General features: G+C 46.9%; 29 protein-coding genes. 11 read left to right on the forward strand and 18 right to left on the reverse strand.

Features of this window, described 5'->3' with window-relative positions:
* Nucleotides 1–9: 9 nt before the first annotated feature.
* The 9 genes from AC50YG_RS22000 to AC50YG_RS22040 form a co-directional block, all read right to left on the reverse strand.
* Nucleotides 10–747, reverse strand: coding sequence for an ABC transporter permease (locus AC50YG_RS22000; RefSeq protein WP_494829610.1), 738 nt, complete (start codon nucleotides 745–747; stop codon nucleotides 10–12).
* A gap of 1 nt (nucleotide 748) precedes the next feature.
* Nucleotides 749–1,468: an ABC transporter permease gene (locus AC50YG_RS22005; protein WP_494829869.1), complete on the reverse strand. Its 720-nt coding sequence runs from the start codon at nucleotides 1,466–1,468 to the stop codon at nucleotides 749–751.
* Entirely contained in the window at nucleotides 1,468–2,382 is a 915-nt protein-coding gene (locus AC50YG_RS22010) for an ABC transporter ATP-binding protein (RefSeq protein ID WP_494829612.1), read from the reverse strand. The genes AC50YG_RS22005 and AC50YG_RS22010 overlap by 1 nt, the downstream gene beginning before the upstream one ends.
* 59 nt (nucleotides 2,383–2,441) lie before the next feature.
* Entirely contained in the window at nucleotides 2,442–3,869 is a 1,428-nt protein-coding gene (locus tag AC50YG_RS22015) for a sensor histidine kinase (RefSeq protein WP_494829614.1), read from the reverse strand.
* Complete coding sequence (locus AC50YG_RS22020) at nucleotides 3,866–4,540, reverse strand: response regulator transcription factor (RefSeq protein ID WP_473756933.1); 675 nt, start codon at nucleotides 4,538–4,540, stop codon at nucleotides 3,866–3,868. Before AC50YG_RS22020 ends, AC50YG_RS22015 begins: the two co-directional genes overlap by 4 nt.
* 78 nt (nucleotides 4,541–4,618) lie before the next feature.
* Nucleotides 4,619–6,091, reverse strand: coding sequence for an amidase family protein (locus tag AC50YG_RS22025; RefSeq protein WP_494829617.1), 1,473 nt, complete (start codon nucleotides 6,089–6,091; stop codon nucleotides 4,619–4,621).
* A gap of 174 nt (nucleotides 6,092–6,265) precedes the next feature.
* On the reverse strand, nucleotides 6,266–7,150 hold the full coding sequence (locus AC50YG_RS22030; protein WP_494829622.1) for an IS3 family transposase: 885 nt from the start codon (nucleotides 7,148–7,150) through the stop codon (nucleotides 6,266–6,268).
* Nucleotides 7,072–7,416, reverse strand: coding sequence for a transposase (locus tag AC50YG_RS22035; protein WP_494829626.1), 345 nt, complete (start codon nucleotides 7,414–7,416; stop codon nucleotides 7,072–7,074). Before AC50YG_RS22035 ends, AC50YG_RS22030 begins: the two co-directional genes overlap by 79 nt.
* Before the next feature lie 180 nt (nucleotides 7,417–7,596).
* Entirely contained in the window at nucleotides 7,597–8,046 is a 450-nt protein-coding gene (locus tag AC50YG_RS22040) for an SRPBCC domain-containing protein (protein ID WP_494829628.1), read from the reverse strand.
* Between the two features lie 257 nt (nucleotides 8,047–8,303).
* Here AC50YG_RS22040 and AC50YG_RS22045 point away from each other — a divergent pair, with 257 nt between their 5' ends.
* The gene (locus AC50YG_RS22045) at nucleotides 8,304–9,122 is read left to right on the forward strand and encodes an AraC family transcriptional regulator (protein WP_494829630.1); all 819 of its coding nucleotides are present in this window, start codon (nucleotides 8,304–8,306) and stop codon (nucleotides 9,120–9,122) included.
* A 28-nt stretch (nucleotides 9,123–9,150) separates the two neighbouring features.
* On the opposite strand, the gene AC50YG_RS22050 is transcribed toward AC50YG_RS22045, so the two are convergent.
* Nucleotides 9,151–10,041 carry a LysR family transcriptional regulator gene (locus AC50YG_RS22050; RefSeq protein ID WP_494829632.1) on the reverse strand — a complete coding sequence of 297 codons (891 nt, stop codon included), beginning with the start codon at nucleotides 10,039–10,041 and terminating at the stop codon, nucleotides 9,151–9,153.
* A 108-nt stretch (nucleotides 10,042–10,149) separates the two neighbouring features.
* Here AC50YG_RS22050 and AC50YG_RS22055 point away from each other — a divergent pair, with 108 nt between their 5' ends.
* The gene (locus AC50YG_RS22055; RefSeq protein ID WP_494829871.1) at nucleotides 10,150–10,944 is read left to right on the forward strand and encodes an SDR family oxidoreductase; all 795 of its coding nucleotides are present in this window, start codon (nucleotides 10,150–10,152) and stop codon (nucleotides 10,942–10,944) included.
* A gap of 29 nt (nucleotides 10,945–10,973) precedes the next feature.
* The gene (locus tag AC50YG_RS22060; protein ID WP_494829634.1) at nucleotides 10,974–11,327 is read left to right on the forward strand and encodes a nuclear transport factor 2 family protein; all 354 of its coding nucleotides are present in this window, start codon (nucleotides 10,974–10,976) and stop codon (nucleotides 11,325–11,327) included.
* A 112-nt stretch (nucleotides 11,328–11,439) separates the two neighbouring features.
* Here the strand turns inward: AC50YG_RS22060 and AC50YG_RS22065 are convergent, their stop codons facing one another.
* Nucleotides 11,440–13,140, reverse strand: coding sequence for a methyl-accepting chemotaxis protein (locus AC50YG_RS22065; RefSeq protein WP_494829636.1), 1,701 nt, complete (start codon nucleotides 13,138–13,140; stop codon nucleotides 11,440–11,442).
* Nucleotides 13,141–13,310: 170 nt separating this feature from the next.
* On the reverse strand, nucleotides 13,311–14,195 hold the full coding sequence (locus AC50YG_RS22070) for a TetR/AcrR family transcriptional regulator (RefSeq protein WP_494829638.1): 885 nt from the start codon (nucleotides 14,193–14,195) through the stop codon (nucleotides 13,311–13,313).
* Nucleotides 14,196–14,367: 172 nt separating this feature from the next.
* Here AC50YG_RS22070 and AC50YG_RS22075 point away from each other — a divergent pair, with 172 nt between their 5' ends.
* Both AC50YG_RS22075 and AC50YG_RS22080 read left to right on the forward strand, forming a co-directional pair.
* Entirely contained in the window at nucleotides 14,368–15,108 is a 741-nt protein-coding gene (locus AC50YG_RS22075) for an MBL fold metallo-hydrolase (RefSeq protein ID WP_494829640.1), read from the forward strand.
* A complete protein-coding gene (locus tag AC50YG_RS22080; RefSeq protein ID WP_494829642.1) occupies nucleotides 15,105–16,223 on the forward strand; it encodes an AbrB family transcriptional regulator in 1,119 nt (372 codons plus the stop codon). The genes AC50YG_RS22075 and AC50YG_RS22080 overlap by 4 nt, the downstream gene beginning before the upstream one ends.
* 51 nt (nucleotides 16,224–16,274) lie before the next feature.
* Here AC50YG_RS22080 and AC50YG_RS22085 read toward each other — a convergent pair whose 3' ends face one another.
* Nucleotides 16,275–17,222 carry a ketopantoate reductase family protein gene (locus AC50YG_RS22085; protein WP_494829644.1) on the reverse strand — a complete coding sequence of 316 codons (948 nt, stop codon included), beginning with the start codon at nucleotides 17,220–17,222 and terminating at the stop codon, nucleotides 16,275–16,277.
* Nucleotides 17,223–17,382: 160 nt separating this feature from the next.
* Here AC50YG_RS22085 and AC50YG_RS22090 point away from each other — a divergent pair, with 160 nt between their 5' ends.
* The 4 genes from AC50YG_RS22090 to AC50YG_RS22105 all read left to right on the forward strand — a co-directional run bounded on the left by AC50YG_RS22090 (nucleotide 17,383) and on the right by AC50YG_RS22105 (nucleotide 19,292).
* Nucleotides 17,383–17,946, forward strand: a complete 564-nt coding sequence (locus tag AC50YG_RS22090) for a TetR/AcrR family transcriptional regulator (protein WP_494829646.1) — start codon at nucleotides 17,383–17,385, stop codon at nucleotides 17,944–17,946.
* A 173-nt stretch (nucleotides 17,947–18,119) separates the two neighbouring features.
* Nucleotides 18,120–18,344 carry a spore coat associated protein CotJA gene (locus AC50YG_RS22095; protein WP_338554109.1) on the forward strand — a complete coding sequence of 75 codons (225 nt, stop codon included), beginning with the start codon at nucleotides 18,120–18,122 and terminating at the stop codon, nucleotides 18,342–18,344.
* A gap of 2 nt (nucleotides 18,345–18,346) precedes the next feature.
* Complete coding sequence (locus AC50YG_RS22100) at nucleotides 18,347–18,619, forward strand: spore coat protein CotJB (protein ID WP_473756953.1); 273 nt, start codon at nucleotides 18,347–18,349, stop codon at nucleotides 18,617–18,619.
* Between the two features lie 103 nt (nucleotides 18,620–18,722).
* Entirely contained in the window at nucleotides 18,723–19,292 is a 570-nt protein-coding gene (locus AC50YG_RS22105; protein WP_473756954.1) for a manganese catalase family protein, read from the forward strand.
* Nucleotides 19,293–19,424: 132 nt separating this feature from the next.
* Here the strand turns inward: AC50YG_RS22105 and AC50YG_RS22110 are convergent, their stop codons facing one another.
* The 3 genes from AC50YG_RS22110 to AC50YG_RS22120 form a co-directional block, all read right to left on the reverse strand.
* Nucleotides 19,425–19,871, reverse strand: a complete 447-nt coding sequence (locus AC50YG_RS22110; protein ID WP_473756955.1) for a MarR family transcriptional regulator — start codon at nucleotides 19,869–19,871, stop codon at nucleotides 19,425–19,427.
* Nucleotides 19,872–20,086: 215 nt separating this feature from the next.
* Entirely contained in the window at nucleotides 20,087–20,788 is a 702-nt protein-coding gene (locus tag AC50YG_RS22115; RefSeq protein ID WP_494829650.1) for an SDR family NAD(P)-dependent oxidoreductase, read from the reverse strand.
* Nucleotides 20,789–21,097: 309 nt separating this feature from the next.
* Nucleotides 21,098–22,033 (reverse strand): stalk domain-containing protein, encoded by a 936-nt coding sequence (locus AC50YG_RS22120; RefSeq protein WP_494829655.1) that lies wholly within the window; start codon nucleotides 22,031–22,033, stop codon nucleotides 21,098–21,100.
* Nucleotides 22,034–22,310: 277 nt separating this feature from the next.
* Between AC50YG_RS22120 and AC50YG_RS22125 the strand changes: the two genes are divergently transcribed.
* The gene (locus tag AC50YG_RS22125; RefSeq protein WP_494829659.1) at nucleotides 22,311–23,069 is read left to right on the forward strand and encodes a spr1630 family ClpXP-sensitive toxin; all 759 of its coding nucleotides are present in this window, start codon (nucleotides 22,311–22,313) and stop codon (nucleotides 23,067–23,069) included.
* Nucleotides 23,070–23,106: 37 nt separating this feature from the next.
* Nucleotides 23,107–24,300, forward strand: a complete 1,194-nt coding sequence (locus AC50YG_RS22130) for a spr1629 family repressor/antitoxin (RefSeq protein ID WP_494829661.1) — start codon at nucleotides 23,107–23,109, stop codon at nucleotides 24,298–24,300.
* Nucleotides 24,301–24,445: 145 nt separating this feature from the next.
* Here the strand turns inward: AC50YG_RS22130 and AC50YG_RS22135 are convergent, their stop codons facing one another.
* On the reverse strand, nucleotides 24,446–25,519 hold the full coding sequence (locus AC50YG_RS22135) for a phosphotransferase enzyme family protein (protein ID WP_494829663.1): 1,074 nt from the start codon (nucleotides 25,517–25,519) through the stop codon (nucleotides 24,446–24,448).
* Between the two features lie 92 nt (nucleotides 25,520–25,611).
* Complete coding sequence (locus tag AC50YG_RS22140) at nucleotides 25,612–26,502, reverse strand: helix-turn-helix domain-containing protein (protein ID WP_494829665.1); 891 nt, start codon at nucleotides 26,500–26,502, stop codon at nucleotides 25,612–25,614.
* Nucleotides 26,503–26,566 lie beyond the last annotated feature (64 nt).

The following is a 26,566-nucleotide window of genomic DNA, read 5'->3' on the forward strand; positions in this document are numbered from 1 at the left end:
TGCCTGTTATTATATTTCTTTAGCTCGAAAATAGAGCAGGCCGCCGATAAAAAATAAAAGCAAGCTGCCTATAATCGTCATAAACAAGTTCATTGTAGGCATAGTGAAGGCACCATAATTTTCGGAGCCCAGTGCCAGCATCGCAATCGTCGGCTGCGCCCAAGGATAAAAGGGGCCATACTCCGCTGAGTTGATAACTAATATATTCGGCAGCGTCAGCATGACGTTAATCGTTAGCGGCGCTGCAAAACTGCTCCAGCTGGTGGATGCCCACAGCTGAAGCGCTGCTAATGGCAAGCAAGCGAGCCAGCCTCCCAGCAAACCCAGCAGCATGAAATGCCAAGGGATTTCATGGAGTCCGCGGGCAGCACCTGTAATGAGCACCGCTGCCAAGAAAAGCAGCTGCACACCGATGAGCAGCTCGGAAACGAGCCAGAACTTGGCGAAATACAGCGATTTACGCGATATTGGCAGCGCCAGCAGTTGCTTCCAGCCTCCCCCTGCATGCTCATAGCGGCAGACGAAAGCCGCAAAGACGCCTGTCAAAATCGGCAAAAGCAGCACCGCATGAAACAACGCCATGGATGAATACAAGCCTTCATATTGCTCGGCAGGCGTGCCCTCTATTGAATTAGAGAGAACGCCTAGAAAAAGAGCCAGCAGCGGACTAATGGGAACGAGCAGCCAGATGAAGGTACGGGATAGCTTAAGCCGCTCGGATGCCAGCAACCTCATGAATGCAGCCATTTTAGAGCACATCCCTTCGGCCAAAATGGACAGAGCCCAGTGAAAAAATAACGAGCCCGGTCAATATTCCTGCGCCGATATAAAGCTCTCCCTGCTCGCCTCTGAAGGCGAGCAGCGGCCAGTTCAGCGGCAGCCACGTATATTTGGCCGGAAGATACAAGGAAGCTATCGCGGTAACGATCCCGGCGGAAATGGAGAAGCCCTGATTGCGAAAGGTCATGCAGAGCCATAACATGCATGCAAGCATGGGCAGCGCACCTGTATAAGGATAGAAGCTTAGCCGCAGCACCTCTGTCAGCGGAAAGTGCCAGCCGAAGCCAAGCAGCACACCTAAGGCGACAGAGAACACGGCAAGCAGCAGGCAGGAGCATGCCAACAAAATCGCGCTCAGCGCAAATTTCGCAGAAAACACCGTCAGCCTTGATATAGGCAGCGCCAGCAGCTGCTTCCATGAGCCTGTGCCATGCTCCACATTCGCCAGCAGCGAGCTGACAAGCACACAGCCGAGAAACAGCGATATTGGTACAAACATGAAGATGTTATGCAGCAGGCCGCCCCATAAATCTTCGGAATACTGCTTCACCAAATAGTCATAACGAAGCCCAAAATTGACAGCTTGCAGCAATACAACGCCAAAAGGAGCGAATATAACGAGCGCCCAAAGCCCTTTACGACGTATTTTCAATAAATCGGCAGATAGTGCCTTGAAAAGCATGCCCATCACCTCTGTCCCCCTTCCCCAACAATTTGCAGGAAAAGGTCCTCCAGCGACTTTCTTTTTTCCTCGATGCGGTACACTTCATGCTTGCGCGCTACTAATTGATTGACCATCTGCGCCGCAGCAGCATCACTAACTCCTTCCAATGTAATGAGCGAGCCCTCTCTGACAGCGTCCAAGCCCTGCTCATACAAGGTGAGCAGCGCCGCTTGCGGGTCGGATACCCGCAGTACAATCGAGCCTTGTGCCTGCTGCTGCAAATTTTGAATCGTATTCTGAAAAACAAGCTCCCCTTGGCGAACAATGCCCACCGTTCTAGCCATTTGTTCAACCTCGCTCAGCAAATGGCTGGAGATGAGCACCGTAATGCCATGCTGCTGCGGCATGCGCTTAATCAGCTCGCGAATTTCCAAAATGCCGGATGGGTCGAGGCCATTCGTTGGCTCATCCAATATCAGCAGCTCCGGATTGCCCAGCAATGCGCTGGCGATGCCAAGACGCTGCTTCATGCCGAGCGAATAGCCCTTTACGGGCCGCCGGGCTTCCTTCGTTAAACCAACGATGTCCAGCACCTCGGAAATTCTCGTCTTTGGAGCATCAATAATTCGGCGAATCGCCTCCAAATTATCGATTGCTGTTAAATGCCCGTAATAGGACGGGTACTCCACCAGCGAGCCAATTTTGCGAAGAATCGCCAGCCGTTCCTTTTGCAGCGCTTTGCCGAAAATATGTACACTGCCGCTGGACGGCTTAATCAGCCCAAGCAGCATGCGGATGGTCGTCGTTTTTCCCGCGCCATTGGGCCCAAGGAAGCCATAAATGTCGCCTTTGGCAATTCGCAAATTCAGACCCGATACAGCGTAGCGCCCTTTATATTTTTTACTAAGCCCCTTCGTTTCTATGACCCACTCGTTCATGTCTATCACCTCGAAAGCTAGAATAACGCATCAAGGTTAAAACCATAGACCTGCTTTGTTTAAATTTTGTTTAAAAAATAACCCGCCGCCGCTTCCGGATAGATCAGAATACGCGTGCCAGCAGCCGAGCTGTCGATATGCCACGCCAGCCCCATCTCGCGGACCAAATAATGAACAATCGCAAGGCCGATGCCTGCTCCTTTTTCCTTCGAGGCCGACTGGGTGCCGGGCCCCCGATCCGAAATGACGAGTGCCGAATGCTCGCCATGTTGCACTATGGCTGCGCCAATGTAACCACCGTCCGCGGCATGCCGCATAACATTTTGGAACAGATTGTCCAAAATACGGCGGAAGCCCTCCTTGTCCACACGCCAGATGAGCGCCTGCTCGGGCAATTCAATATCCGCCGCCAGTCCTTCGCGCTCCCAAAGCGGATACCAGGAGGCTGCGCTTTCCCTGACAAGCCGCAGCACATCCTGCGGCGCAAGCTCCAGCGGATACCGTCCGCTGGTCATCAACGTATACGAGAGCAGATTTTCAATCAGACTGCTGACCGTATCGATTTTATGTTCCAACTGCTTCACCGTTTCGCGTCCCGCCTGACTAAGAGGCTCCTTGTGCAGCGTATACAGCTGACCGCCCATCACCGTCATCGGTGTGCGGAGATCATGCGATAAATTCGCAATCAGCTCCTTGCGCAGCTCCTCTTCCTCGCGTTCCCGCTGCCTGCTCGCTCTAAGCTGCAAAATCATTTCGTTAAAAGCGGTTTCGAGCTGTCCGATCTCATCGTGCTTCTGCTGCTCTACCAGCAGCGGCAGCCCTTCCTCCCCCTGCCTCTTCATAGCAGCCTGCAAACGCAGCAAGCGCCTGCGTATATGGCGAAAGAACAACAGCGACAAAGCCACGAAAAATAGGAACACAAGGATGAGAAAAAGAATATAAAAAGGGGCACCAGAAATCAGCGGCGTGCTGCTTTGCACAAGCGTACGCGGCAATTGCATCGCCATAAAGCCTTGGCTGAGCGGCTTATCCCCGATAAAGGCTACAACTGTAAACATGTCCGAGCCGGTATATTCCTTCATAAACTGGATGCTATCCTCACTCGACCAAATCGCCGGCAGTCCGATCTGCCCGCCGAGCTCCAGCTTGGTCTTTCCACTCCCATCGACCCAAAAAAAGGAAGCATCCGGATAACGCTCCCACAGCTTGTGCAACGTGTCATTGATGTGCTGGTTGGATGCGCCGGAGAGCTCAGCCGCCTGCTGATGAAACATTAGCTCAATCTGGCTGGTGTTGCCGTATTTAAGCTCCTGCATGTTCTGCTGTTGAACCGCAACTCCCAGCAAATAATACATAATCGTTGCCACTGGAAACACGATCGGCACGAACAGAAACGCCAATAAAATAATGAGCAAATATTTGGATTGCAGCGATTGAAAAAAACGGCCACCTTTGCGTCTCCGCTGCTCCTTCTTTTCCCGCTTCACGGCTTCACCCGATATCCGATGCCCCGCACCGTTTCAATAATTTCGGGATGAGCCGGGTCCTTCTCCAGCTTCTCGCGCAAATAACGGATATGTACCATCAGCGTCTTGTCCCCTTCCAGGTAAGCTTCGCCCCATACACCCTCATAAATTTGCTCCTTCGTCATAATCTGACCTAGATGCCGCAGGAGGTAGGAGAAAATTTGAAACTGCTTGCCGGTCAAAATCAGCTCTTCTCCGGTCTCCCGATTTTCAATCCGGTTCTCCTGCTCATACACGAGCCAATGCTTCACCGCCAGCGGCTCAGCCGCAACGTTCGCAAAGCGGCGCAGCAGCACCTCGACCCTTGCCGTCAGCTCATCAGGATGAAAAGGCTTAGTCAAATAATCATCAGCAAATTGCAGGCCCTGCAGCTTATCATCAATGGCCGTCCGAGCGGACAACATTAAAATCGGCAGGCTCGGGTCGTTTTTTTTCAGCCTCTGCCCAATCGTAAAGCCATCCAGACCCGGCAGCATCACATCCAAAATCGCCAGTCCACAGCCCTCTGCCTTCTCCAGCGCCCGTTCACCGCTGAGCAGCCATAGTACCTCATAGCCCTGCTCCTTCAAATGGGCACATACGAAATCTCCAATTTCCTTGTCATCCTCAATATATAAAAGCTTTACACTCATCGTGGCTTCCCCTCCCTAGCTACAGCCAAGGTTATCAAGCTGCAATACTTTGAAAATATTACGCAGCAGCCTCAAACTCTATTTTTCTTCCTTCAATACAGGAGCAAAGCGATGCTTCGTTAATTGTTCAAAGCCATAAGCCAGCTTTATTAGGGTCGGCTCGCTGAAGGCGGTCCCCACAAAAGTGATGCCTTGCGGTCCATTGGTTACATATCCGCCACTTGCGACAACCCCCTTCTCCGCATATCCGCCAGGTACGGTAATAACCGGATAACCCGCTCTTGCAGCAAGATCGTCCCCCCCCTCGTTGCCAAGGAACAGCAGCGCGTCCAGTTGATGCTCTGCAAGTGCGTGGTCGATTCCTAGCCTACCCGCCATTTCTTTATTCCTTGCTAGGCTTTCCAAATAAGCAGGCTCCGTTAAGGTCCCGCTCGTCTCTTCCGAAGAAATAAGCATATCCTGGCCATATTTTAACGCTTGCTCAGCGTTTGCAGCATTAAAGGCAATGACCTCCTGCAAGGAATGAACAGGGACATGCGCAGCAAGCTTGCCCAAATAATCATTCAAGCCCTGCTTCAATTCGTAGCAGATGACATTGCCATCCCACTGTACCTGTTCACATGGCAGCTCTACAGGATCAACAATCGTTACTCCCGCCTCTCTCAGAACGACAATTGCAGCCTCTACTATCTCAAGCCGATCAGTATCTAAGCCCTGGTAATAAAATCTGGGAATGCCGATTCTCGCTTTTTTTAAATAGGAAGCGTCCAGAAAAGGGAGATAGTTATTTATAAAGCGCGTCTCTTGCTGTCCGTCCGCACCCATCATTGCCCCCAACAGCAGTGCTGCATCAGCAACGGTTCTCGTCAAAGGACCCGCTGTATCTTGTAAATGAGAGATGGGGATAATGCCAGCGCGGCTAACGAGACCAATAGTTGGCTTCAGTCCGACAAGGCCATTTTGGCTGGCAGGGCTAATGATCGAGCCTGTCGTCTCCGTTCCAATAGCTGCTGCTGCTAAATTAATTGTGGTAGCTGCCGCTGAACCAGAACTGGAGCCACCAATGAACAATTCCCCTGGGCCATATGGGTTGAGCGTGAGACCGCCTCTAGAGCTGTATCCCGCCCATATTTGACCCGACATGCACCCTGCCCATTCGGTCATATTTGTTTTACCAAGCAATACCGCACCCGCTTCACGCAAGCGGGCAGCTACGAACGAATCCTCTTCGGCAATGGAATCTGCTAAAGCTATGGAGCCTGCGCTTGTATGCATGGCGTCATGCGTATCTATATTATCCTTTAACAAAATAGGAATTCCATGCAGCAGCCCCCTGCTCCCACGCTCCTCGCGTTCCTTATCCAACTGCTTCGCGATGGCTATGGCCTCTGGATTTAGTTCAAGCACCGCATTGATGATCGGGTTATAACGATCTATTCTTTCTAAATATATTAGCGTCAGTTTTTCGGAGCTAAGTACGCCCTCCTCCATAGCTTTGTGCATAGAGGCTATATCAGCTTCCACAACCCATTCCTCAAACTTAATCCGCATAAATCCATCCCCTTGATCGTTTGTATGTATATAACATCCATATTAGCTTGTTCTTAGGGTTTGTAAAGAAGTTTGGCCAAACCAAGCTGACTCGTTATTCTTTCTTTAAATCGCAAAAAAGAACCAAAGCCGCCTATGGTCAAGACCCCATTTAGCGGACAATGAAAAAAACACCTAAGCAACATGCTGGCGCCGATACGCAATCGGCGTCAATTTTTTTAGTTTTCTTTGCGGTCTAGCGTTGTTATAAAATGTGATATACGTTTCAATTCGCCTTTGTGCCTCTTCGATACTTCGTATATCATAGGGATAGAGTCCTTCCGTTTTGAGATGCGAGAAGAAGCTCTCCATGGAGGCATTGTCATAACAATTGCCTCGGCGAGACATGCTGATTTGGGCGCCAACCTTTGGCAGCATGTCGTGGTAAGCAAGGGACGTGTACTGGAATCCTTGATCGCTGTGAACGATCAATCCCGTCACGTCTTTTTGCTTTTCAAATGCTTTCTCAAAAGTCTGTAGAACAAGCTGATTATCGTTCCGAAGCCCCATGTGGTACGCAACAATTTCGTTGTTATACAGATCCTTGATCGCAGACAGGTACAGCCAAGTATCCGCGACACGGTACTGCGTGACATCGGTGACCCATTTTTGATTTGGCCATTCGGCATGAAATTCCCGTTTCAGTAAGTTTTCTGCGACGCGGCCACCTGCGGAGGAAGCGTAGTTACAACGATGCTTGCGCCGAATTTTAGAGCGTAGTCCAAGCTCCTGCATGAGGCGCAGAACCTTCTTATGATTGACCCAAATCCCATGCTCCTGCAAGAGAAAGAGCTGTAGCTGCCTGTACCCGTATTTACCGTCATACTTCGCGTATAAGGCTTGGATTTTCCCCCTGACATCCTTATCCCGGTCCACAGACTTTCGCTTTAAGTAAGCGTAATAACCGCTTCGTGAAACGTGGAATGTTTTACAAAGTTCAGCTACCGTATACCACTTCGATGCTTGTTCAATGGTTCTGTACTTATGGCGCACGTCTCCCGCATCCAGATTTCCAAACACTTTTTTAGCATCTCATTCTCCCGTTTAAGGCTTTGAATGTGACGATTCTCGTCGATGTATTCCTCTTGCCGACCACGTCGATCCAATAATCCAAACTCGCCTTGCTTCCGATACTTCCTCATCCACACTTTCATCCGACATACGTCTGCTATCCCTAAATGATTAATAATCTGACGATAGGTCCATCCCTCCACAACATGGAGTCTGATTGCTTCCAATCTCAGCTCATGCGTGTATCGTTTAAACTTCTGTCCCTTTACCGGCATAAAAAATGCACCCCCTAGAATTTCATCGGATAAACCAGGGGTTTATTCCAATGTCCATTCTAAGGGGTGCACTTCACCTATGGCTCTGGTTCTTTTTTTCGATGAAAGCGGATATATCCTTACTTTTTTTCAAAAAATGCCTCTATTGCTCTCACTCTTTAACCCATTACGTTTGTGCGCTTACCAGCCAAAATCAAGCGTCTTGCCCGTCTCCGCCAGCGTCTTAATATTGCTGAGAATCATCCACCAGCTCGCCTTCGTATTTTCATACGACGGGTGGTCTGCTGGCCACTTATCATTCACCAGCGTCAGCTTCGTGCAGCCCCCGACCTTCTCAAGCGACAGGGTAAGCCGCGTCTCCAGCTCCGCATGATTTTCACGATAGGATGGCCCCGGATGCTCCGTACAGCTGAATAGCTCATTTGGCTTATATTCCAGCACCGTTCCGTATACATGCACAACCTCTTCGCCCTTCTCATTCGGGCCAATGTATTCATAACGGGCGCCTGGCTCAAAGGTCGAATGCAGCGTGCTGCCAAAAAAGATTTTGCGCGTGTTTTCCGGCTTCATGAACGCATTCCATACCTCCTCCGGCTCGGCATTGATATAAAAATCATATTTCAAATCCATACCTACACTCCTTCGCAATCGTGAATGGGCTGACCTTTTTACTTGAAATATAGGAAAGGATATGATTGTTCCATCCTTTCACTATATTTCTCGGAATGAAACGCGACGCGACGCCAGAGGTCGGCGAAAGCCGTTTCACCTTATCTTGCTAGTATGCTTGGCTGTGATAAAATTATTATAATGTGCAAGCAGCAGCATGTATTGTAAAAACGCGACAACGATAATGACAACGACAATAATATGCGGAGGAATTTATGATGAGCACAAGCAAGCATCGACCAAGCATGGGCCTTCTCCATTTGCAGGAGGGGGAGAAAAATTTTCAGCTTACGCGTTATGCCCCTTCCGAGGATATTGCTTTTTTCGTCAAGCATTTCTGGATCGTCAGTTGGGACTTGCCTGAGCAAAAACAGTATTTACAGGAGGTTGTCCCTAATCCATGCGTGAATCTCATTATTCAGCAGGGAAGAAGCGGTATTTTCGGCGCAGCCAAGCAGAAGTATAGTTATCTTGTAGAAGGCAAAGGCTGCGTCTTCGGGGCAAAATTTCGCCCTGGCGGTTTCTATCCTTTTATGCAGCAGCCGGTGTCCTCACTAGCTGATCGCCCGCTGGACATTCGTGAAATTTTCGATGTTGATGGTCCATCCACGGAGGAACTGCTGCTGTCACAGGAAGGGGAAGCGGCAATGGTCGAGCTCGCCGAGCGCTTCATTAAACCGAAGCTGCCCGTACAGGATGAGTCGGTCACGCTCATTAATCAGATGGTCGATTGGATTATGGCACAGCGCGACGTTACGAAGGTCGACCAGCTATGTGCGGCTTTTCATATCAACAAAAGAACGCTGCAGCGTCTATTCGACCAATATGTCGGCGTTTCGCCTAAATGGGTCATTCAGCTGTATCGGCTGCAAAATGCCGCTGAAACGCTGGATCGCAGTCCCAGCCACGATTGGACGCAGCTGTCGCTTGAGCTTGGCTACCACGACCAGTCGCATTTTATTAAGGATTTTAAAGCCGTTATCGGCGTCACGCCCGAACAATACGCCAGCGGCAGCAATAGGAAATCAAACGCGTAATCCAACCAATTTCTGCAAAAGTGTTGAGTTATTGCAAATCAGACTGCCGCTGCCCATTTTCAACAAATGCAATAAACCGCTTGGCAGCCGGAGAAATATGTCGATCCTCCCTCCACTTTAAGCCTATTTCCCAATACCAACCATCATCAGTAATCGGAATCCAAACAAGTTCGTTTAACATCAATCCCATCGTCTTAGGCAAGACAGATACACCAAGATTTGACTTAACAAAGCCAGCTACTGTGATTAAATCCTCGGCTTCATACGCCGAATCAAGCACAAAACCAGTATGTTGGAAACGCGACATAATCGTCGCTTTTAATCCGCAATTATTTTTCAAACCAATGAATGGTTCACCCGAAAGCTCTGCCAAACTCAAAGCTGAACGATTCGCTAAATGATGCTGGGAGGATACAACAATATACAATGAGACCTTCTGAATAACCAACCATCTATGATTGTCTAAAGTAGATTCCTTCGATGTAATCATAAGATCCGAATGTCCTTGTTCCAAATGTTCATCTATATCTCCAAGATTCCCTTGTGTCAATTCAAAGCGGATTTTGGGATATTCTAATTGATAGCTTCGAACTAAATGAGGGATTAAGTCTACACCAAGGATATTGAGATAGGACAGAGTAACAACGCCCGTATCCGGGTTAGACCATTCTTCGATTTCCTTTACGCCGCTTTCAATGTTCTGCAAGGCTTTGCCGATCCATTTCGAGAACATGGCGCCATTACGGTTCAGCTTCAAATTTCGCCCGTTACGCTCAAACAAGGGAGCCCCGATTTCGTTCTCAAGCTTGGCAATCGCATGACTTAGCGCTGGCTGGGTAATACCGAGTGTCTTTGAAGCCATCGTCATGTGTTCTAAACGTGCAACCGTCATAAAGTACTCTAATTGTGTAAGCTCCATCATATGACCTTCTTTATATTAATATTATTCATCATTTTCATTATTATAATAGATTGGACGTTATAAGGGAGTCAAGTGTACTATTATTCATCATAAGGAGGAATGGATATGGGCAGAACATTTGAGTACTCGGCAACCGAATTTAAAGGCAAGAAAGTGCTTGTAACTGGTGGTACAAAAGGAATGGGGCAAGCTGTTGTGAAGAGGCTAGCAAGCAGCGGAGCTACTGTCTTGACAACGGCCCGTTCCGTATCTGCTGACATGCCCGCTTCGGTGAAATTTGTTCAAGCCGATATGGCGTCGCCTGAAGGAGTAGAGCAATTGATTGCAGCAGTGAAAGAACAGCTTGGTGGTATTGATATTATTGTCCATTGTGTTGGCGGATCCTCTACTCCACCAGGAGGCGCACTTGCCCTTAGCGATGAAGATTGGCTGCAGGCATTAAATTGGAATCTTCTGGCCGCAGTAAGGCTTGATCGCGGCTTAATTCCACTCATGTTGGAAAATAAATCAGGGGTTATTCTTCATTTCACCTCAATCCAAAGAAAATTGCCTCTTTATGAAACTACATTAGCTTATGCAGCAGCTAAAGCTGCTCTCGCTAATTACAGCAAGGGGCTGTCTAATGAATTTTCTCCCCGTGGTATTCGCATTAATTCATTGTCTCCTGGCTTTATTCAGACTGAAGCAGCAGATGCGTTGATTGATCGGATGGCAACTGCAACAGGAAGCAGAGAAAGTGCGCTCCAGCAGCTTATGGATTCGCTTGGGGGCATTCCAATTGGCCGCCCTGGATTTCCTGAAGAAGTCGCTGAGTTGGCTGCATTTTTGGTCTCAGATCGTGCAGCATCCATTACAGGAAGTGAATATGTCATTGATGGCGGAACCATTCCTACCGTTTAATGGTGCAAACTAACTAAGGGGGAAGAACAATGGAAATCATGCAAATTCCTACTGTAATCCGTGAATATATACATGCATCGAATAAACCCGATCCGGAAGCATTTATTAATTGCTTTACGGAAGATGCCGTTGTGTTGGATGAAGGTAAACAGCGGATTGGCAAACAAGAGATTAAAAAATGGAGTGATCAATACCATTTTGGAGCAAACGTAACCCTAGAGCCTGGAACAGTAAAAGAAAATAAGGATGAGGTTGTTGTAACATGCAAGTTGGAAGGAACCTACGACAAAACGGGGTTACCCGATCCGTTACTCCTCGACTATCATTTCCGTATTGTAGATGCTAAAATTGTGCGCTTATCCATTTTTCTAAACAATCCATGAGTCGGTGTCACGCCGTAGCAATACGTCCATAACAAGCAAAGAGACAGTCCCTAATACTACGGGAGCTGTCTCTTTACTTTTATTTCTAATGAAGCTTAAGAGCGTTATTCACTTAAACTTTGAATCTGCTGATCTTATCCTGAAGCTCCTCAGCCATGCTGGACAACGATGCCGCTGAGGAAGCAATTTCCTCCATCGAAGCAAGCTGCTCCTGTGTCGCTGCGGACACATTATGCGCGCCGCCCGAAGCTTCCTCCGCAATGTGGGAGATCTGCTTCACAAAGCCGACAACCTCATCCGTGCTTGCCGCCATTTGCTCCGCGCTAGCCGAAACCTCTTGGATTTCGCCGGCTACCTTGTTAACGGCATCCAATATTTGCTCAAATGCTTCTCCAGCATTCGTCACAACCGAAATGCCTTGCGACACCTCTTGTTTGTTCATTGTCACGGCTTGGACTGCATTAATCGTGTCCTTCTGAATAACGCTGACCAGTCCGGTAATTTGCATAGCCGAAGCGGATGATTGCTCCGCCAGCTTGCGGACCTCATCCGCTACGACCGCAAAACCGCGACCATGATCGCCTGCTCTTGCCGCCTCAATTGCCGCGTTCAGAGCCAGCAAATTGGTTTGCGTCGCAATAGCCGTAATCACATCGGTAATTTTGCCAATCTCATCCGAACGCTCGCCAAGTCCAGTAACCAGCTCAGCAAGCGAGGAAATCGAGCGCTGAATGGAGTCCATTTGCACAACGGCCTGTTGAATCGTCCGATTGCCCTCTGACGATTGAGCTGCCGCATCGAGTGCCGATGTGGATACACTTTGCGCACGCAGCGCGATCTGCTCGACGCCAATCGACATTTCATCGATGGCTTGGGAGGAGCGCTTCACCATCTCGACCTGCTCGCTTGTCCCGACAGCCAGCTCCTCGACCGTCTCGGAAATTTGCTCCGACGCCTTGCTGTTCTGGTCAGCGCTTGCCATCAGCTCCTCAGAGGAAGCTGCAACGAGCGAGGAGGTCATGGAAACGGAATGAATGACCTCGCGCAAACTATGGGTCATGGCATTAAAGGATTTAGCCAAATCGCCAATTTCATCACGGTTTTTAATAACGATCGTCTCTCCGGTCAAATCGCCTTGGGCAATTTGCTCTGCCGCTCTGCTTACTTTCTGCACAGACCGGGATACCATTTGCGCAATCATGATTGCAACAGCCAGCGCCAGTATTACAGCTATGATGACTACAGCAATAATGGTATTCGTGCTTGTCTCAGCCAAGTCGACCGACTGATCTGCAGCACTTTTCGATCCTTCGATTCCCAGATTGATCATTTTGGTAATATTATCATTGGCCGTATACCAGAGCGGGTAAGCTGCCGTATGCAGCTCGCTTGACCTAGCGAAGTTTCCTTCCTTGCCATATGCAACAAACTCCGGCATTTTGGCTAGATAGAGATCCAGACTTTTACTATATTCATCGAAAAGTGCCTTCTCTTCTTCACTTTGAAGCATCGCTGCTAATTGTTCGTTTTCGGCTTTAAGCTTGTCGAGAAGACCATCCAAAGCAGTGTTCATCTTGTTAAGTTCATCCGCATTCTCTTCTACAATGATGTTCAGGGCAAGACGCTCAATGTCAGACACGTCCCCATTCATAATGCCGAGCAGCGACACGCTTGGCATCCACCTGTCATTCATCTCACTAGCTTTGTCGCCCATTCCGTTCATGGAAAATATTGCAATTACTCCTGTTGCAACAAGCAGTAATGCTACCGAAATAAACCCCGCTAGCAATTTGAATCGAATACTAAATCTCATAAATTCACTCCTCTTGATCTGTGTGATATGTATATCGACATTCTCAGGGAGGGAGTGAATACGCTGACATAATAATTTTCATTCTAGAGCTGGATCTGTCGGCTATTTTTACAATTGATGTAAAAAATAGTTTTATGTGTTCAAATCCACCCTTTTACCATAGCAAGCGGTTAGAATAGCATGAGATTCAGCTGCCGCACGTCAGCCCTCAGCTCGGAAACATTTTCTAAATAAGCTGCAAGCACGCGCAAAAGGGTCGGATTTCGCAGCTCTGCCCGAGCCTCCTGCTGAATAAGCGAAACGACCTCCCGCAGTTCTGCGCGAACCGCCTCTGATCTAGGCAGCTCATCTATTTTCCCCGCTAGCGTTTGCAGAAACTGCAGGGCCGTCTCCCGCCGTACCGGCTCATTGCTTGGGTTCAAATGGTTAAAATATACGTTGGCGCCGTCAATAATCGGTTTCGGCTGCTTGGCCGCCATATCGCGGACGACAGCGTCCATCCGGTCCACCAGAAAAGCCGCCAGCTCAGCCATCGGCACAGCTAGAACCTTCTGAATGGCATAGGATAAATATTGCAGCAGCATGCCTCGAAAAATCGTGACGATATCCCATATGCTGTGATCGATTTGCTCGCCGTACGCCTCTGTCAGCAGCTCCCGATGCCACGTCAGCATAGCGGCCTTTTTATTTTGCCATGCGGTCAAAAATTTGTCATTTGCCGTAATCGGCAGCTCCTTAAAGTCGAGCATGAACAAATGATTCTCCATTGTATAATACAGCTGGAATTCAATCTTCCGGCGAAATTTCTCCTTTGGCGCAAGGCCCTGCTGCGATTGCACGCGGTCAAGCTCCGCTTCCTGCTCCAGCAAAGAACGGTAGCAGACGGTAAACACCTCGGTAAATAAATCTTCCTTGGAAGCAAAAAATTTATATATGCTCGCTTTCGCCATGCCGCAAGCTTCAGCAATATTTTGCATGGATACAGCACTGTAGCCCTTCTCTCGAAAAAGCGCTAAAGCAGCATCCAAAATTTTCCCTTTTCGTAATTCCTTCATCTGTATGCCCACCTCCCCCCTATCTTGACATGAGGAAAGAGCAAGGTCAATGTGTAGAGTTGACACCGAAACTATTTAGTTCTATATTGAACTCATAAGTTTTACTTTACTGGTAAAGGAGGTGCGCTGCCGCTTGTTTCTATATAAATAGGAAAGACGCGGTGGCCTGCACATGCGCATAGCTGAAGGAATTGAAATGCTGGAATTGACTTTAAGCTTGGGAGGCAATCAACGAGTATTCCATCCCACAGCGATATGGGGACCTGACTTCTGGGTGCTGGTGGATACTGGTCTGCCCGGCTCTGCTGAAGCCATTCAGCGAATCGTCGTAGAAGCGGGGTTCCCCGATGCACCGCCTAGCGCGATTATACTTACCCATCAGGATCTAGATCATATTGGCGGCTTGCCAGGTTTTCTGTCCGGAAGCCGCAAGCTGCCTGTCGTTTACGCTCATCTTGGGGATCAGGCTGCCATTGACGGGCTAGAACCTCTTCTCAAAGCATCTCCTGAAAGGATGGCACAGCTGCTGGACACGATGCCTGAGCAGCAGCGGACAGCCTTTGAGAACACGTTCATACACCCAACCCGTCCGAACGTCAATTTGACGATTGCAGATGGCGATACGCTCGACTTCGGCGGCGGTCTTACCGTCATTCATACACCCGGCCATACGCCGGGGCATGTCGCTTTATACCACCAGCCGAGCAAGACGCTTCTTGCAGGCGATGCTATGGTCGTTATCGATGGCCAGCTATCTGGGCCAGTGCCTGCTGCTACACCTGATATGGCTGAGGCTATCCGTTCCCTCGGTAAATTTAAAGCTTTTGATATTGAGCAGGTGATTTGCTACCACGGCGGGTTGTTCCAAGGAGACGCAAACAAACGGATTGCCGAGCTAGCTGATCAGCTGTGATCCGCTTTCTTATTACACTTGTACTCGCGCTGACTGGCGGTTTTCTATTCACGCTGCTGCAGGTGCCGCTTTCTTGGCTGCTCGGCCCGATGGTCTTCGCCTTCATCGGCTCCCGCTTGCTCAAGGAGAAGCTGCGGCCGGAGTGGCCCAGCTCCATACGCGATACCGCACTCATTATGATCGGCTATTCGATCGGACTGTCGCTAACGCTGGATACGATCAGGCAGATGGGTCATCAGCTGCCGACTATGGTGCTGATGACCGTGCTGCTTTTGCTGTTCAGCGGTTTAATCGCCGTGACTTTCGCCAAGCTGTCTGGACTGCCGCTGCCGACCGTGCTCATGGGCTGTATTCCCGGCGGCTTGTCACAAATGGTGATTTTGGCGGAGGATACGAAGGGGATTGATATTACGGTCGTCACCTTTTTGCAGGTGTCGCGATTAATGATGATTATTTTCTGTGTGCCGCTGCTCGTATTCAGCCCTCTATTTGGCGGAGTGCATGAGGCGGCTAAACCAATAACGGATGGTTCTGAGGGTGCTTACTGGGCCGCGTTATTTCCCGGCATTGTACCTTTCGCCATCGCATGCGTGGCGGCTGCCCTGCTGGCGAAAAGGATCAAAATGCCCTCCGCCTATTTGCTTGGGCCGATGATCGCAACGGCGATTATTCACGGCTTGGGCGTGGATGCTCCTGTACTTCCATCGGCCATGATTAACGCCGCACAATTGATGATCGGCACCTATGTAGGGCTGCTGCTGCGGCCAGAGAGTCTGAAAAGCAAAGTGCGAATGACGCTGCTCGCCGTCGCTAGCGGAATTGTTTTGCTAGTCGGCGCATTCGGCCTTACCGTGCTGCTTGGGAAGCTGCATGCGATTGCGCCCGCAACTGCCTTCCTAAGCATGGTCCCCGGCGGAATGGATCAAATGGGCATTATGGCGAAGGAAATTCACGCCGATATTGCCATCGTCAGCTGCTACCAGCTGTTTCGCATTTGGTTTATCTATTTTGCAGTTCCGCCGCTGCTTCGGCTTATCTTCAAGCGGATCGGGGGTGGCAGCGGTACTGGAACGGCTTCAGGCACAGCTGGACATCAACCACTGAAAAGCCAATAAGCAAGGACAGCGGGCCTCAGCGAAGCCGCGCTGTCCTTTTTCATCCCCCGCTTATCGTCTTCCGTTAGCCTCCCCCTCCATTTTAGAGATGAACGCCTCCTCAAGCTCATTCCAGTTTGGCGTTGCTATACGAGCTTGCTGCTTCCAAACATCAAACGCTTTATGCAAATGGGCGATTTCCACGAATGAGCCATCTATCATTTTCGCAACGGGAAGACGATGATAAATTTTCAGAAAAAAGTAGACGAGCTGCCTTTTCCGACGAAAATAATCAACCTGATTAGCAGGTGTAATCGTATAGCCGACAGCCTCCATTACCTTAAAGCCTTCATCAACAGCTGCAATCATTTGCTGGAGCAGCTTTTTGTCTTTCGCTATATGTTTAAATTGATTATCTTTGACATAGCTGACGGAGCTCAACACCAGAATCGGCACGATGTGGCTTTTAAGCCATGCATCTATATCCTCATGATAATCGATTTTATATTTCGCTACTGCAAATACTTTGTCGATTAAATCTTTAAAGGGAACAGGTCCGTTCAGGCTGCCAAGCACCATTTGACCGCCTCCACGTACGGCGATCATGCGCCCCTTTTCTCTGCGGCCGCCGCTTAGCTGGAAGCCGAAGGCGACCTTTTTGTCAGGCAAGCTATCCGCCAATAACTCTTGCTCCGTCGCAGCGGCCGTCGGATTATTGCCGACAAGCACAATATGGCGGCTTTTATTTTTCGCCAAAATCGGCAGCACCGCTGGAAAATCATTATATTTCATCACGACAAAAATCAAGTCATAGTTGTCATCCGCCGGGAGCGTCTGAATGACCTTCACTTTATCTACGGTCGTTTTACGCTGAAAATAATGGCGAATCACGAGCCCGTCACTGCTCAGCTCCTCCGCTCTGCTGCCTCTGGCAAGCACCGTAACATCATTGCCTCCCTGTACTAACACATGGGCCAGATAGCTGCCTAACACGCCCGCGCCATAAACTAATATTTTCATATTGACCTCCTTTTTGAACGTTTGTTGCTTTATCAACATTCGTTCAATACAATGATAGTACCAACGACTTGGGCTCGCTTCAATCGCTAAAATGGGCCCATTTGTTGATTATTCAACAGATTTGGAAAAGTTGTTCAAAACCATTTTTCAGGAGGGTCCTATGGACAGACGGGTGCTCAAAACGCGGGAAGCGATTATGAAAGCTTTTATTGCACTTATGGCAGAGAAAAATTTTGAGCAAATAACAATCAATGAGATCGCAGATCAGGCGAATGTAAACCGGGGCACCGTGTATTTGCATTATGTAGATAAATTCGATCTGCTTGATCAATGCATCGAGGTCCATTTGGTCCAGCTGCAGCAAAAATGCTTGCCTAGCCAGGAAGCAACCTCCTTTTCTTCTAAAGAGCTGCTGCTTCAAACCCTTGAATTTTTAGAGGAGCATACTTTTCTATATGCAACGCTGCTAACGAACAAGAGCATTCCCGCTTTCCGAAGCCGCATGATGGAGTTGATGTTTCAGCAGCTCGGTGAAAACATAGATATGCAAGGGATTAACAAAGACCGGAACAAAGAGGTACTGAAGCAGTTTTTAGTATCCGCCGCAGTTGGTGTTCTGGAGTGGTGGATAACCCGTTCCATGCCCTATCCGGCCGAAGAGCTGGCCGAAGAGCTATGGGCGCTGCTTGAGCGCAATCAGATGATGCCTCCGGATATGGAGTAAGCAAAGGCAGTCCCTCCGTATAAAAAAGTCACAATTGCAAGCCGAATATTGGAAATTTTGCAGCAGACAGGCAATATAGCTGGGCGGTGCTCATACATATGAATATTGCTCCAGCCTGGATGCAGGACAGCGCGGGAAATTCTGCGGTTCTGGCTGGATGGAGGAGGCCGTGCATGAACAGCAATTCGCAAATTCGAAGATGGTACCCTTTCGTCGGGCCGCACGATCCGTGTGAGCCGATGATTGTGCGGACGTATGTCGTTCCGCCGAACCAATACATTCCTTTTCAGCCGACGAACCTTCCGCAGTTTTCGCTAGAGGAGGCGCTGCGGCTTGGAACATTGTGGCCGGCGCTATACAGCCCTTACGAATCGAAATGCGGAGGGGGGAGCTATTAGTCATGAGTGAGCAGCCTATCGTGTGCGATAAAGCCTACTATGCCAAGCTATTGGAGCTGCAGCAGCTGGATTTTGGCCTGCTCGAGCTGAACCTCTATCTCGATACCCATCCACATGACCATCAAGCCTTGCAGCAGTTCAATTATTTGGCCCAGCAGCGCCGGCTATGCGCCCAGCAGTTCGAGATGAAGTACGGGCCGCTGATGAACTACGGACACAGCTTCTCTGGTTTTCCTTTTCAGTGGCCGGATACGCCTTGGCCTTGGCAGGTGTAATAAACCTGCCAGACAGTCAATATGAAGCACAGCGGGCTGCCGCTCAATCGGGGCAGTGTAGGCTCGAAAAGCGGCGGCTTAGCATGTTGGAGGTGACAACGGCATGTGGGTTTACGAGAAAAAGCTCCAGTACCCTGTTCGGGTTAGCAAATGCGATCCCCGAATGGCGCGTTATCTCGCCGAGCAATATGGCGGCGCCGATGGTGAGCTGGCGGCAGCGCTGCGTTATTTGAATCAGAGGTATACGATTCCAAGCAAGGTCATTGGTCTGCTGACGGATATTGGAACGGAGGAATTCGCGCACCTTGAAATGATCGCCACGATGATTTACAAGCTTACCAAGGATGCAACGCCCGAGCAGCTTGAAGAGGCTGGGCTTGGTCCGCATTATGTGAGCCATGACAGCGCGCTATTTTACAACAATGCCTCAGGTGTTCCTTTCACCGCCGCCTACATACAAGCGAAAGGAGATCCACTTGCGGATTTATACGAGGATATTGCGGCTGAGGAGAAGGCGCGTGCGACCTACCAATGGCTCATCGATATGACCGACGACGTCGATTTGCAGGACAGCCTGAAGTTTCTGCGCGAGCGGGAGATCGTGCATGCGCTACGCTTCAAGGAAGCGGTCGAAATTATCAAGGAGGATCGGGATCAGAAGAAGGTTTATTGAGGAAGCGACAAAAAAGGAGTAAAGCAGCCATCTTCCATTGGCTGCTTTACTCCTTTTTAATTCGGATTTGGAGAGATGCTCTAAAAGTGACTACTTCAAGAAATAAGCCGCTGAAATAAAGACCTGTTCTTACTAAGCATTTCCCTTCATTTTTTCAATATTTGTATTTAACTGAACTAATATTTTTCTTAGCATGGTAAGTTCTGTATCACTAATATCAGTTAATAGTTCCTTCGCAAAATGCTCTTTCTCCCTTTGTGAAGTTTCGATTAATCCTCTTCCGTAATCAGTCAATTTAACCAAAATCATACGGTTGTCCCCATCTTTTTTTCTTCTTGATACGATCTCGTTGTCTTCAAGCTGTTTGAGATGCCTAGCGACAGCTGCCTTATCAAGGGTTACTTTTTTTTGTAAGTCACTTTGACTGATTTCGATCTCTTGATATATCAATGCGAGTATTTCAAAGCGAGATTGGCTGATGCTGATGTAAGCATCGAATGTAGTATTTATGGCGTTGTTTACACGGTACATTTGGTATAACAACGTGGCCTCCTGTGACCAATCTTTACTCAAAACCATCCCAACTTTCTTGATAGTATATGATTGCTAAAGGCTTGCAATGTATTAGACAATATACAACTTAATGATTCTTTTTACAAGCAAGTCTGCCCATAGCCATAGCTTTTATAAGTAGAAGGCTTATCATCCAAACTTAAAAGCCCTCTCTCCAGTGGAGAAAGGGCTTTTATCGAAGAGGAAATAGATCAAAAGTTATAATTGAATCTTTTATTCAATCAGTATACTGCTAGAGTGCCATCGTAATTAATGACCTGTCCATTGTGATTTTCATCATCCAAAACAAAGGTAAGGATAAATTCCGCAGCTTGAGCAGTTGTTTTCACAAAATCTCCTGTCATATTACCATTCAGATCTGTTGAAACCGCCCCCGGCATCACTGCAAAAATCTGTACAGGTATATTGTTCTTCTCAAAGCTCATTCCCCAAGACTTTGTCATGACATTCAATGGAGCCTTGGATGTTGCATAGGCAAATGCATTGAAGTAAGGCAACGGCTCAAGAGGGATACTGATATTTTGAATCATGCCTTTATTGGCAATCAATAGGGGCAGCAAGCCTTTTGAAAGTGCATAAGGGCCGATAAAGTTGACTTGATGAGTTGCCTGCAGCTCCTCAACTGCAAACTCCCATCCTGGTTTATGCATATCGCCTGGAATACCAGCATTGTTCACCAAAAGCGCCAACTCAGGGTAATTCTGCTTAATACTTGTCACTGCATGATCAATACTTTGCAGGTCAGCAACGTCCAGCAATACCAAATGTGCATCACCAAATGCTCGGAGGGCAGTTACTGCCGTTTCTCCTCGCTCCTGATCGCGTGCCCCTACTAAAACACGATAACCCGCTTCTAACAACTGCTTTGCAATTTCAAATCCAATACCTTTATTCGCACCAGTTACTAATGCTGTCTTTGTCATGTGTTATTCTCCTTTTTCTACAGGCAATCTATAAATTTCAAAAAAATCGTTGACATATCAACGGTTGATGCATCAACAGTTTATGACAAATTTTCTTTTAAGGCAAGCTATTTTTTTACACTGCTTATTCATCAGCATCTAATCGGTAATCGGACTATATTCTACTTATACCGATAAAACAAAAAAAGCCGCTAAAATAGCGACTTTCAATAAGACTATGTCTAGTAATTTGACATTTTAGGACGTATTAACTCATTTAGTTTGGGAGCCATTCAACCTGTTGTCATATTTCGTAGTTCATTAGAAAGGCTACCACAATGCTATCTTTTGTTCAAAAGCGTGCTCGGCCAACCAGACCGGCACCATAAGGTGCATGAAGTCGCCAATATGAGCGCCTATTGGGTCAGCAACGGATTCTCCGTTCAGAAACGCCTCATTTCCCCAGCTGCGAACGACCAAAGTCGTATCATCCCGGGTGAAGATCGCCTCGCTCTTCTGCTCGTTCCACTCAAGAGAGGCTCCGATTCGCTCGGCCATTTCCTGTGCGGGTATCCTCGTTGCATTGTAGGCTTCCACATCCGCTGCGGATGTGACAGCATTTAAGGCGTCACCTGGAATCTCAAATACAGCGAAGCCGCCTGTCTCCGAAAGCGGAAAACGGAATACAAGGCTCCCAAGCACAAGTGACGCGGATTCCCGAAGAGACGCCACAGCTTGATACATATGATCCATATCGTTTGCTTCCATCGCCCTTTCCAGAGTAACTGCTAAATCGAAGGGCAGTTTTGTTGTCCCGTAATGCGGCACTTCCCCGCGAATCGACGCAAAATCATATTCACTGACCTTACAGCAGGAAAAATCGATACTCGCGTGGCGGGCGTACTCCGGCCGTATGGGCTGCAGTAGTGTCTCCGCTTCTTTCATCGCCTGTATTTTCCATAAAGTAGTCGCATAATCGTCTGTTAATCCGAGCTCTCGTTCCTCACTATGGTAGATATAAAACCGGAGCGATGAATCGGATTTTGGGTGTACAGTCGCTACTAGCGGTTCTATGTTATCCCATAAATAACGAACGCTCACAATCTTCATGTCTTCGGCATAGGTTTCCGCCAAATAATGCTCTGCCCGCTGCTCGAATCGAAACTTTTGGTAAAAACCGTAATTAAACTCTGTGAACAGCAGGATAGGTATGAGTATCGCAGCAACGATTCCCAGCACCACGATTTTTCTGGTATATGGTTTCATGGAAACGCTCCTTTTGCTTTGCTTATTCCCAAGCTGTAACTAGGAAGTACAATAACTAGACGATTGTATTCCATTCTTTGTTGCCATTGACTGATATGATCTTAGGCAACCTACGAATAAATTCAAGAAAGATAGTCAATAATTCAAACCAACCACTATAAAGAAAAAGCAAGATACAGCTTGAAACTTTAAGAAAAACAGAAAAAATCATTTCAATACATCCCAACTTCGATTACAATATTAACTGTCTTCATATTATCGAACTGAGGTGTTTGATGTGGATAAATACAAGTTTAGTCCTGCACATAATAATATGATTGTTGATGCCATTGTTGAAGGTTATCGTGACTATGTTGATCATCGCAAAGACAGAAAATCAAAAATGAAAATCAGCTCTGCTTTTTCTTGGACTAAGGGTAACTTTATTGAGAGCAAACTCGCTGAAGAGTGCATCGCTCATGGATTTACATACAAGAAAGCAAAGGCTGGATTAACATGGGACTACCTCCAATTCGTTAATGGAGATTCCAACATTCTTTTTCTTATTAAAAATGCCGCTTATTTCAATGAAGATTGCTTTTCACAAGCTACACTTCCAGATGAGAGTGAAAATAACGGGTCTCTTCGTACCTATCTTCATGAGCTTTCAAAAATAAATAAAAATTTGGTATTTTCCGCCTCAGAAAAATCGCCAAAAAGAGGGGCACGAACCGAGAGAGTCGAACAGCTCTCCTTATTTATGTTAGAAAGTGCAGTCAAACCTGATCTGGATTATTTCAAATCTTCTTACAATGAGTTTCACATACTCACATATGCTATTGATGAAGCGTATCAAATTTCCGAGATCTTACACTATTTACCCAATCCAAGTGATAACATTGCATACTTTGTCGAGGATCTGTCCGATTTCATCTCAGGAGCTACATTATCTGATGAGGACCGAGAAGTAGTCGCACCTGAATCAAATGATGAACGTATAGACCCAGCAGCATTTGATATCGGTATAATTGAAAAAGATAAAAAACAAGATATATAAAATGGCATGATGTTAATTTAACTAGGAGGCAGCAAGCATGTTTATTGGTAAGAACCTAACCAATTTACGAATCATGCACGGATATTCGCGTAAAGAGCTCTCCGAAAAGTTAGGCGTAACAGAACAAGCAGTCTGGCAATACGAGAATGCTTATACATCACCTAAAATGCAAATCGTAAATGAGTTAAAACGGATTTTCCAAGTAAAAAGTAAATATTTTTATACAGAAGACATGCTTGAAAAGAACATCACTTCATCCAATATCGACTTAACGAATATTGCCTATCGCTCAAAAGTGCTGAATGTCATTTCAAAAACACAAGCGGAGGCTAAGCATGTTGAATTTTTGAATGTATTTGTCAGCTATCTTACAACTAAAATTAGTTATCCTACCCTTAAAATGATTAAATTACGTGATGAAGTTATAGCGTATTTAAATCATACAGAGGACGATAGATCTGCTCAAATCAACCATGTTGCTCTTTTAGCACGACAAAGACTTGAGCTAGCAAAAACGAATAATGATGATCTTATGTTCCTAATTGAAAAGAGCGGTGTTTTCGTGTTTGAAAAGGCTATTGGTGAAGAAATTGATGCCTATAGCCTTTGGACTCTGGATGATCGGCCATATATTATTTTAGGCAATATGAAGCGTTCGGCTGTTCGCAGGAACTTTGATATCGCTCATGAATTAGGTCATTTATTACTTCATTATCGTATGGAGTTTACGAACCTAGAACGAAAAGAACACAAACTTATTGAGAATGAAGCAAATATGTTTGCTGGCGCTTTATTATTACCCGAAGACGAATTCACCACCGATATGCAGGACGTGTCCCATCTTACCAATCCAGATGATTATTTGGATTTAAAAAAGAAATGGAAAACTTCGTTGCAGGTATTGGGGTATAGAGCAGCTAATCTTGGAATCATTCAGTCAAAGGATCATCGTAACTTCTATGCGGCCATGCATCGGAAAGGTTATTTGGAGTTCGAGCCCCTAGATAACGTAATTCCAATACAGAAACCAATGAAAATCAAAACCATCATTGATTTCGTTTCAAAAAAAGGAGTTATCGACATTGGTCAAATGATTGAGAATGATTGGAAAGCCGAAATTTCTTTCTTCCATCAGCTCACAGGAATTGATTCAAGTTTTTTCAATAAATATATGACTCGAAGCCTGGACTTTGAACTCCGTGATATTTCTGAAATATCTATGCATAAGTGATATGATTAATGTTTCGTTGCATGCACAGAAGGCCGTCGAAGTACTCGCGGCCTAGTGTTGGCAATTCAACTATCGTTCCCCGATAACGTTAGTAAGTCATGGAGACTTTACTCTCGGACGTCTTCACGGAGCGCTAAAGCGCTAACTAAATATTTCGTTCCTCATATTCAAAGGGTTTTTCACATGAGTAAATCTCATGGAAAAATCCCTTATGCGGAATATCATCTTCCAAACATTTTATGAGATACGACAGCTCCTCATCACATTTCGGCTCCTCACCGTTGTTTCGCATCACCTCGAATGCATCAACAATATTTTCCATGAGCGTTACTTTAATAAATAAGGGCAACTTATCCAGCATCGAATTTTCGATCTTGGTCTCGGTTCTGTATCCAGCGAGGACTGTTTCAAAATAATCATTCATAAACTTTTTACGTTTATCGGCGTCTGGTTCAAATTTTATCCAGCCCAATCCGTTTGACCAGAGATCTGCCAGGTCATACATATACCAACAATAGCAAGAATTATCGAAATCATATACGGTTATTTGACCATTATCAAAATCTATTGAATAATTCCCATCGTTGTAATCAAAATGGATCATACCGAAAGTATCCTGGTTCCTATCCAATTCTTTTAATGTCATAAGGAGCTCAACTAGTCTTTCCTTTAGCAGCGATAGGGAGCCGGGTATCCGTTTTTCAATATATTCAACCTTGTATTTGTCAAAAAAACTATACCGTTGATGGGTGGGCACATACCCTTTCGATATTTGGTGCAGTTTCCCCAAGACCTTACCGCAATTATAATAATATTCGGTAATTGGAGCCCCTTCTCGGTACCGATAATTATTTTCTACAAGCATTTTCCCCTTAGCCTTTTCAAACAGGCAAACAAAAAAGGTATGGTTATTGTGGCTGATCTCCTCCAGCAGATTCCCCTTCCGGGAGCTGATTACATTCGAGACACTGCCTCCATGCTCAAATAAATACCGAATATATTCCGTTTCCCCTAGGAAATCTTCCCGGCTCCTGTCGGGTAAGAAAGCGATTCTGAGTATTTTTGAAGGGCTCCCTCCTTTCTCACAGTTATATACGACATTCCGCCCTCCGTCATGTGCCGGAATCAGCCTAATTTCATAGCCTTCTAATCCGAACAACTCCGTTACTGCTGGAATCAAATAGGTATTTCCGATTGAAACAGTTTCGTTATAATTCATTTTATCTCCTTTCGCACAAACCTCTATTTTTTGTTGCTATACAATAAAATCTACCATAATAGTTACAAGCTCAATGGACTTTTTTGATCATTTTAAGTGTTTCTCACTCTGATGGGTGTAAACCATTCCATTTGACAAAATTGCCCATCATAGGCACCCGTGTCAATTTTCTCTAAGAAAAATTCGCTTTCCAGAAGCTCATATTTCCCGTTGTGCTCCTGTGCAAGCCTATCGATGGCTTTATATAGCGCCTCTGCGCGTAGTTCATCAATCTCCTCATAATGATGGTTCCCGATATATCGAAAGCCGACGCACAAGGATGCAGGTACGGTGTCGCCTGTAAAGCCGTCCGGAATTTCACTCAGATTCTTTACGCGCATAGACGGTATGTAATATGTCCAACTAAGCGATGGGTCAGGTGTTCTCGTTAGACCGTAATAAATATCGGATTCAACAGGATTAGGCACTTTATGCCGCTTGCTCCACCAAAACTGCTTGGCAGCTTCGGGTGCCTTTGTCGGGGCTTCGGCGATTTCGATTCGATACTTTTGCCCGATTAAATGGAAGGCTGGAATCATGACCATTTCCGGCCCGTACACCAAATTTCCGCCAACATTGTTTTTTGGAAACAGATGAAGAGGAGGTGTTACGTGGATGTTCTTGCCGGAATGCCTGCATTCGCCGGGCGTAAGCCCATACTCTCGTTTAAACGCGCGTATGAAGGTTTGCTCATGTTCATAACCGCATTCAATTGCAATGTCGAGAACCCGTTTCTCGGTTAGCATCAAATTCTCCAAGCTGATGGCCAGCTTTCGAGAGCGGATATAGCTTTGTAGCGGCACGCCGAAAGCGAACTTGAAGAGCCGACGCAAATGAACAACGGAGATCGGGAGATCAGCCAAATAGTCTGTCTCCCTAGTACCAGAAACATCTTTTTCTATTCGTGCTAGAAGTTCAGATAGAACCTTGTATGGCTGCATCATTCATGCCACACTCCTAGAATATTTTTGTTCCTTACAATAAGCATGATAGCTCCCTAAGTGAATA

The sequence above is a fragment of the Paenibacillus sp. J31R34 genome (assembly GCF_059383715.1).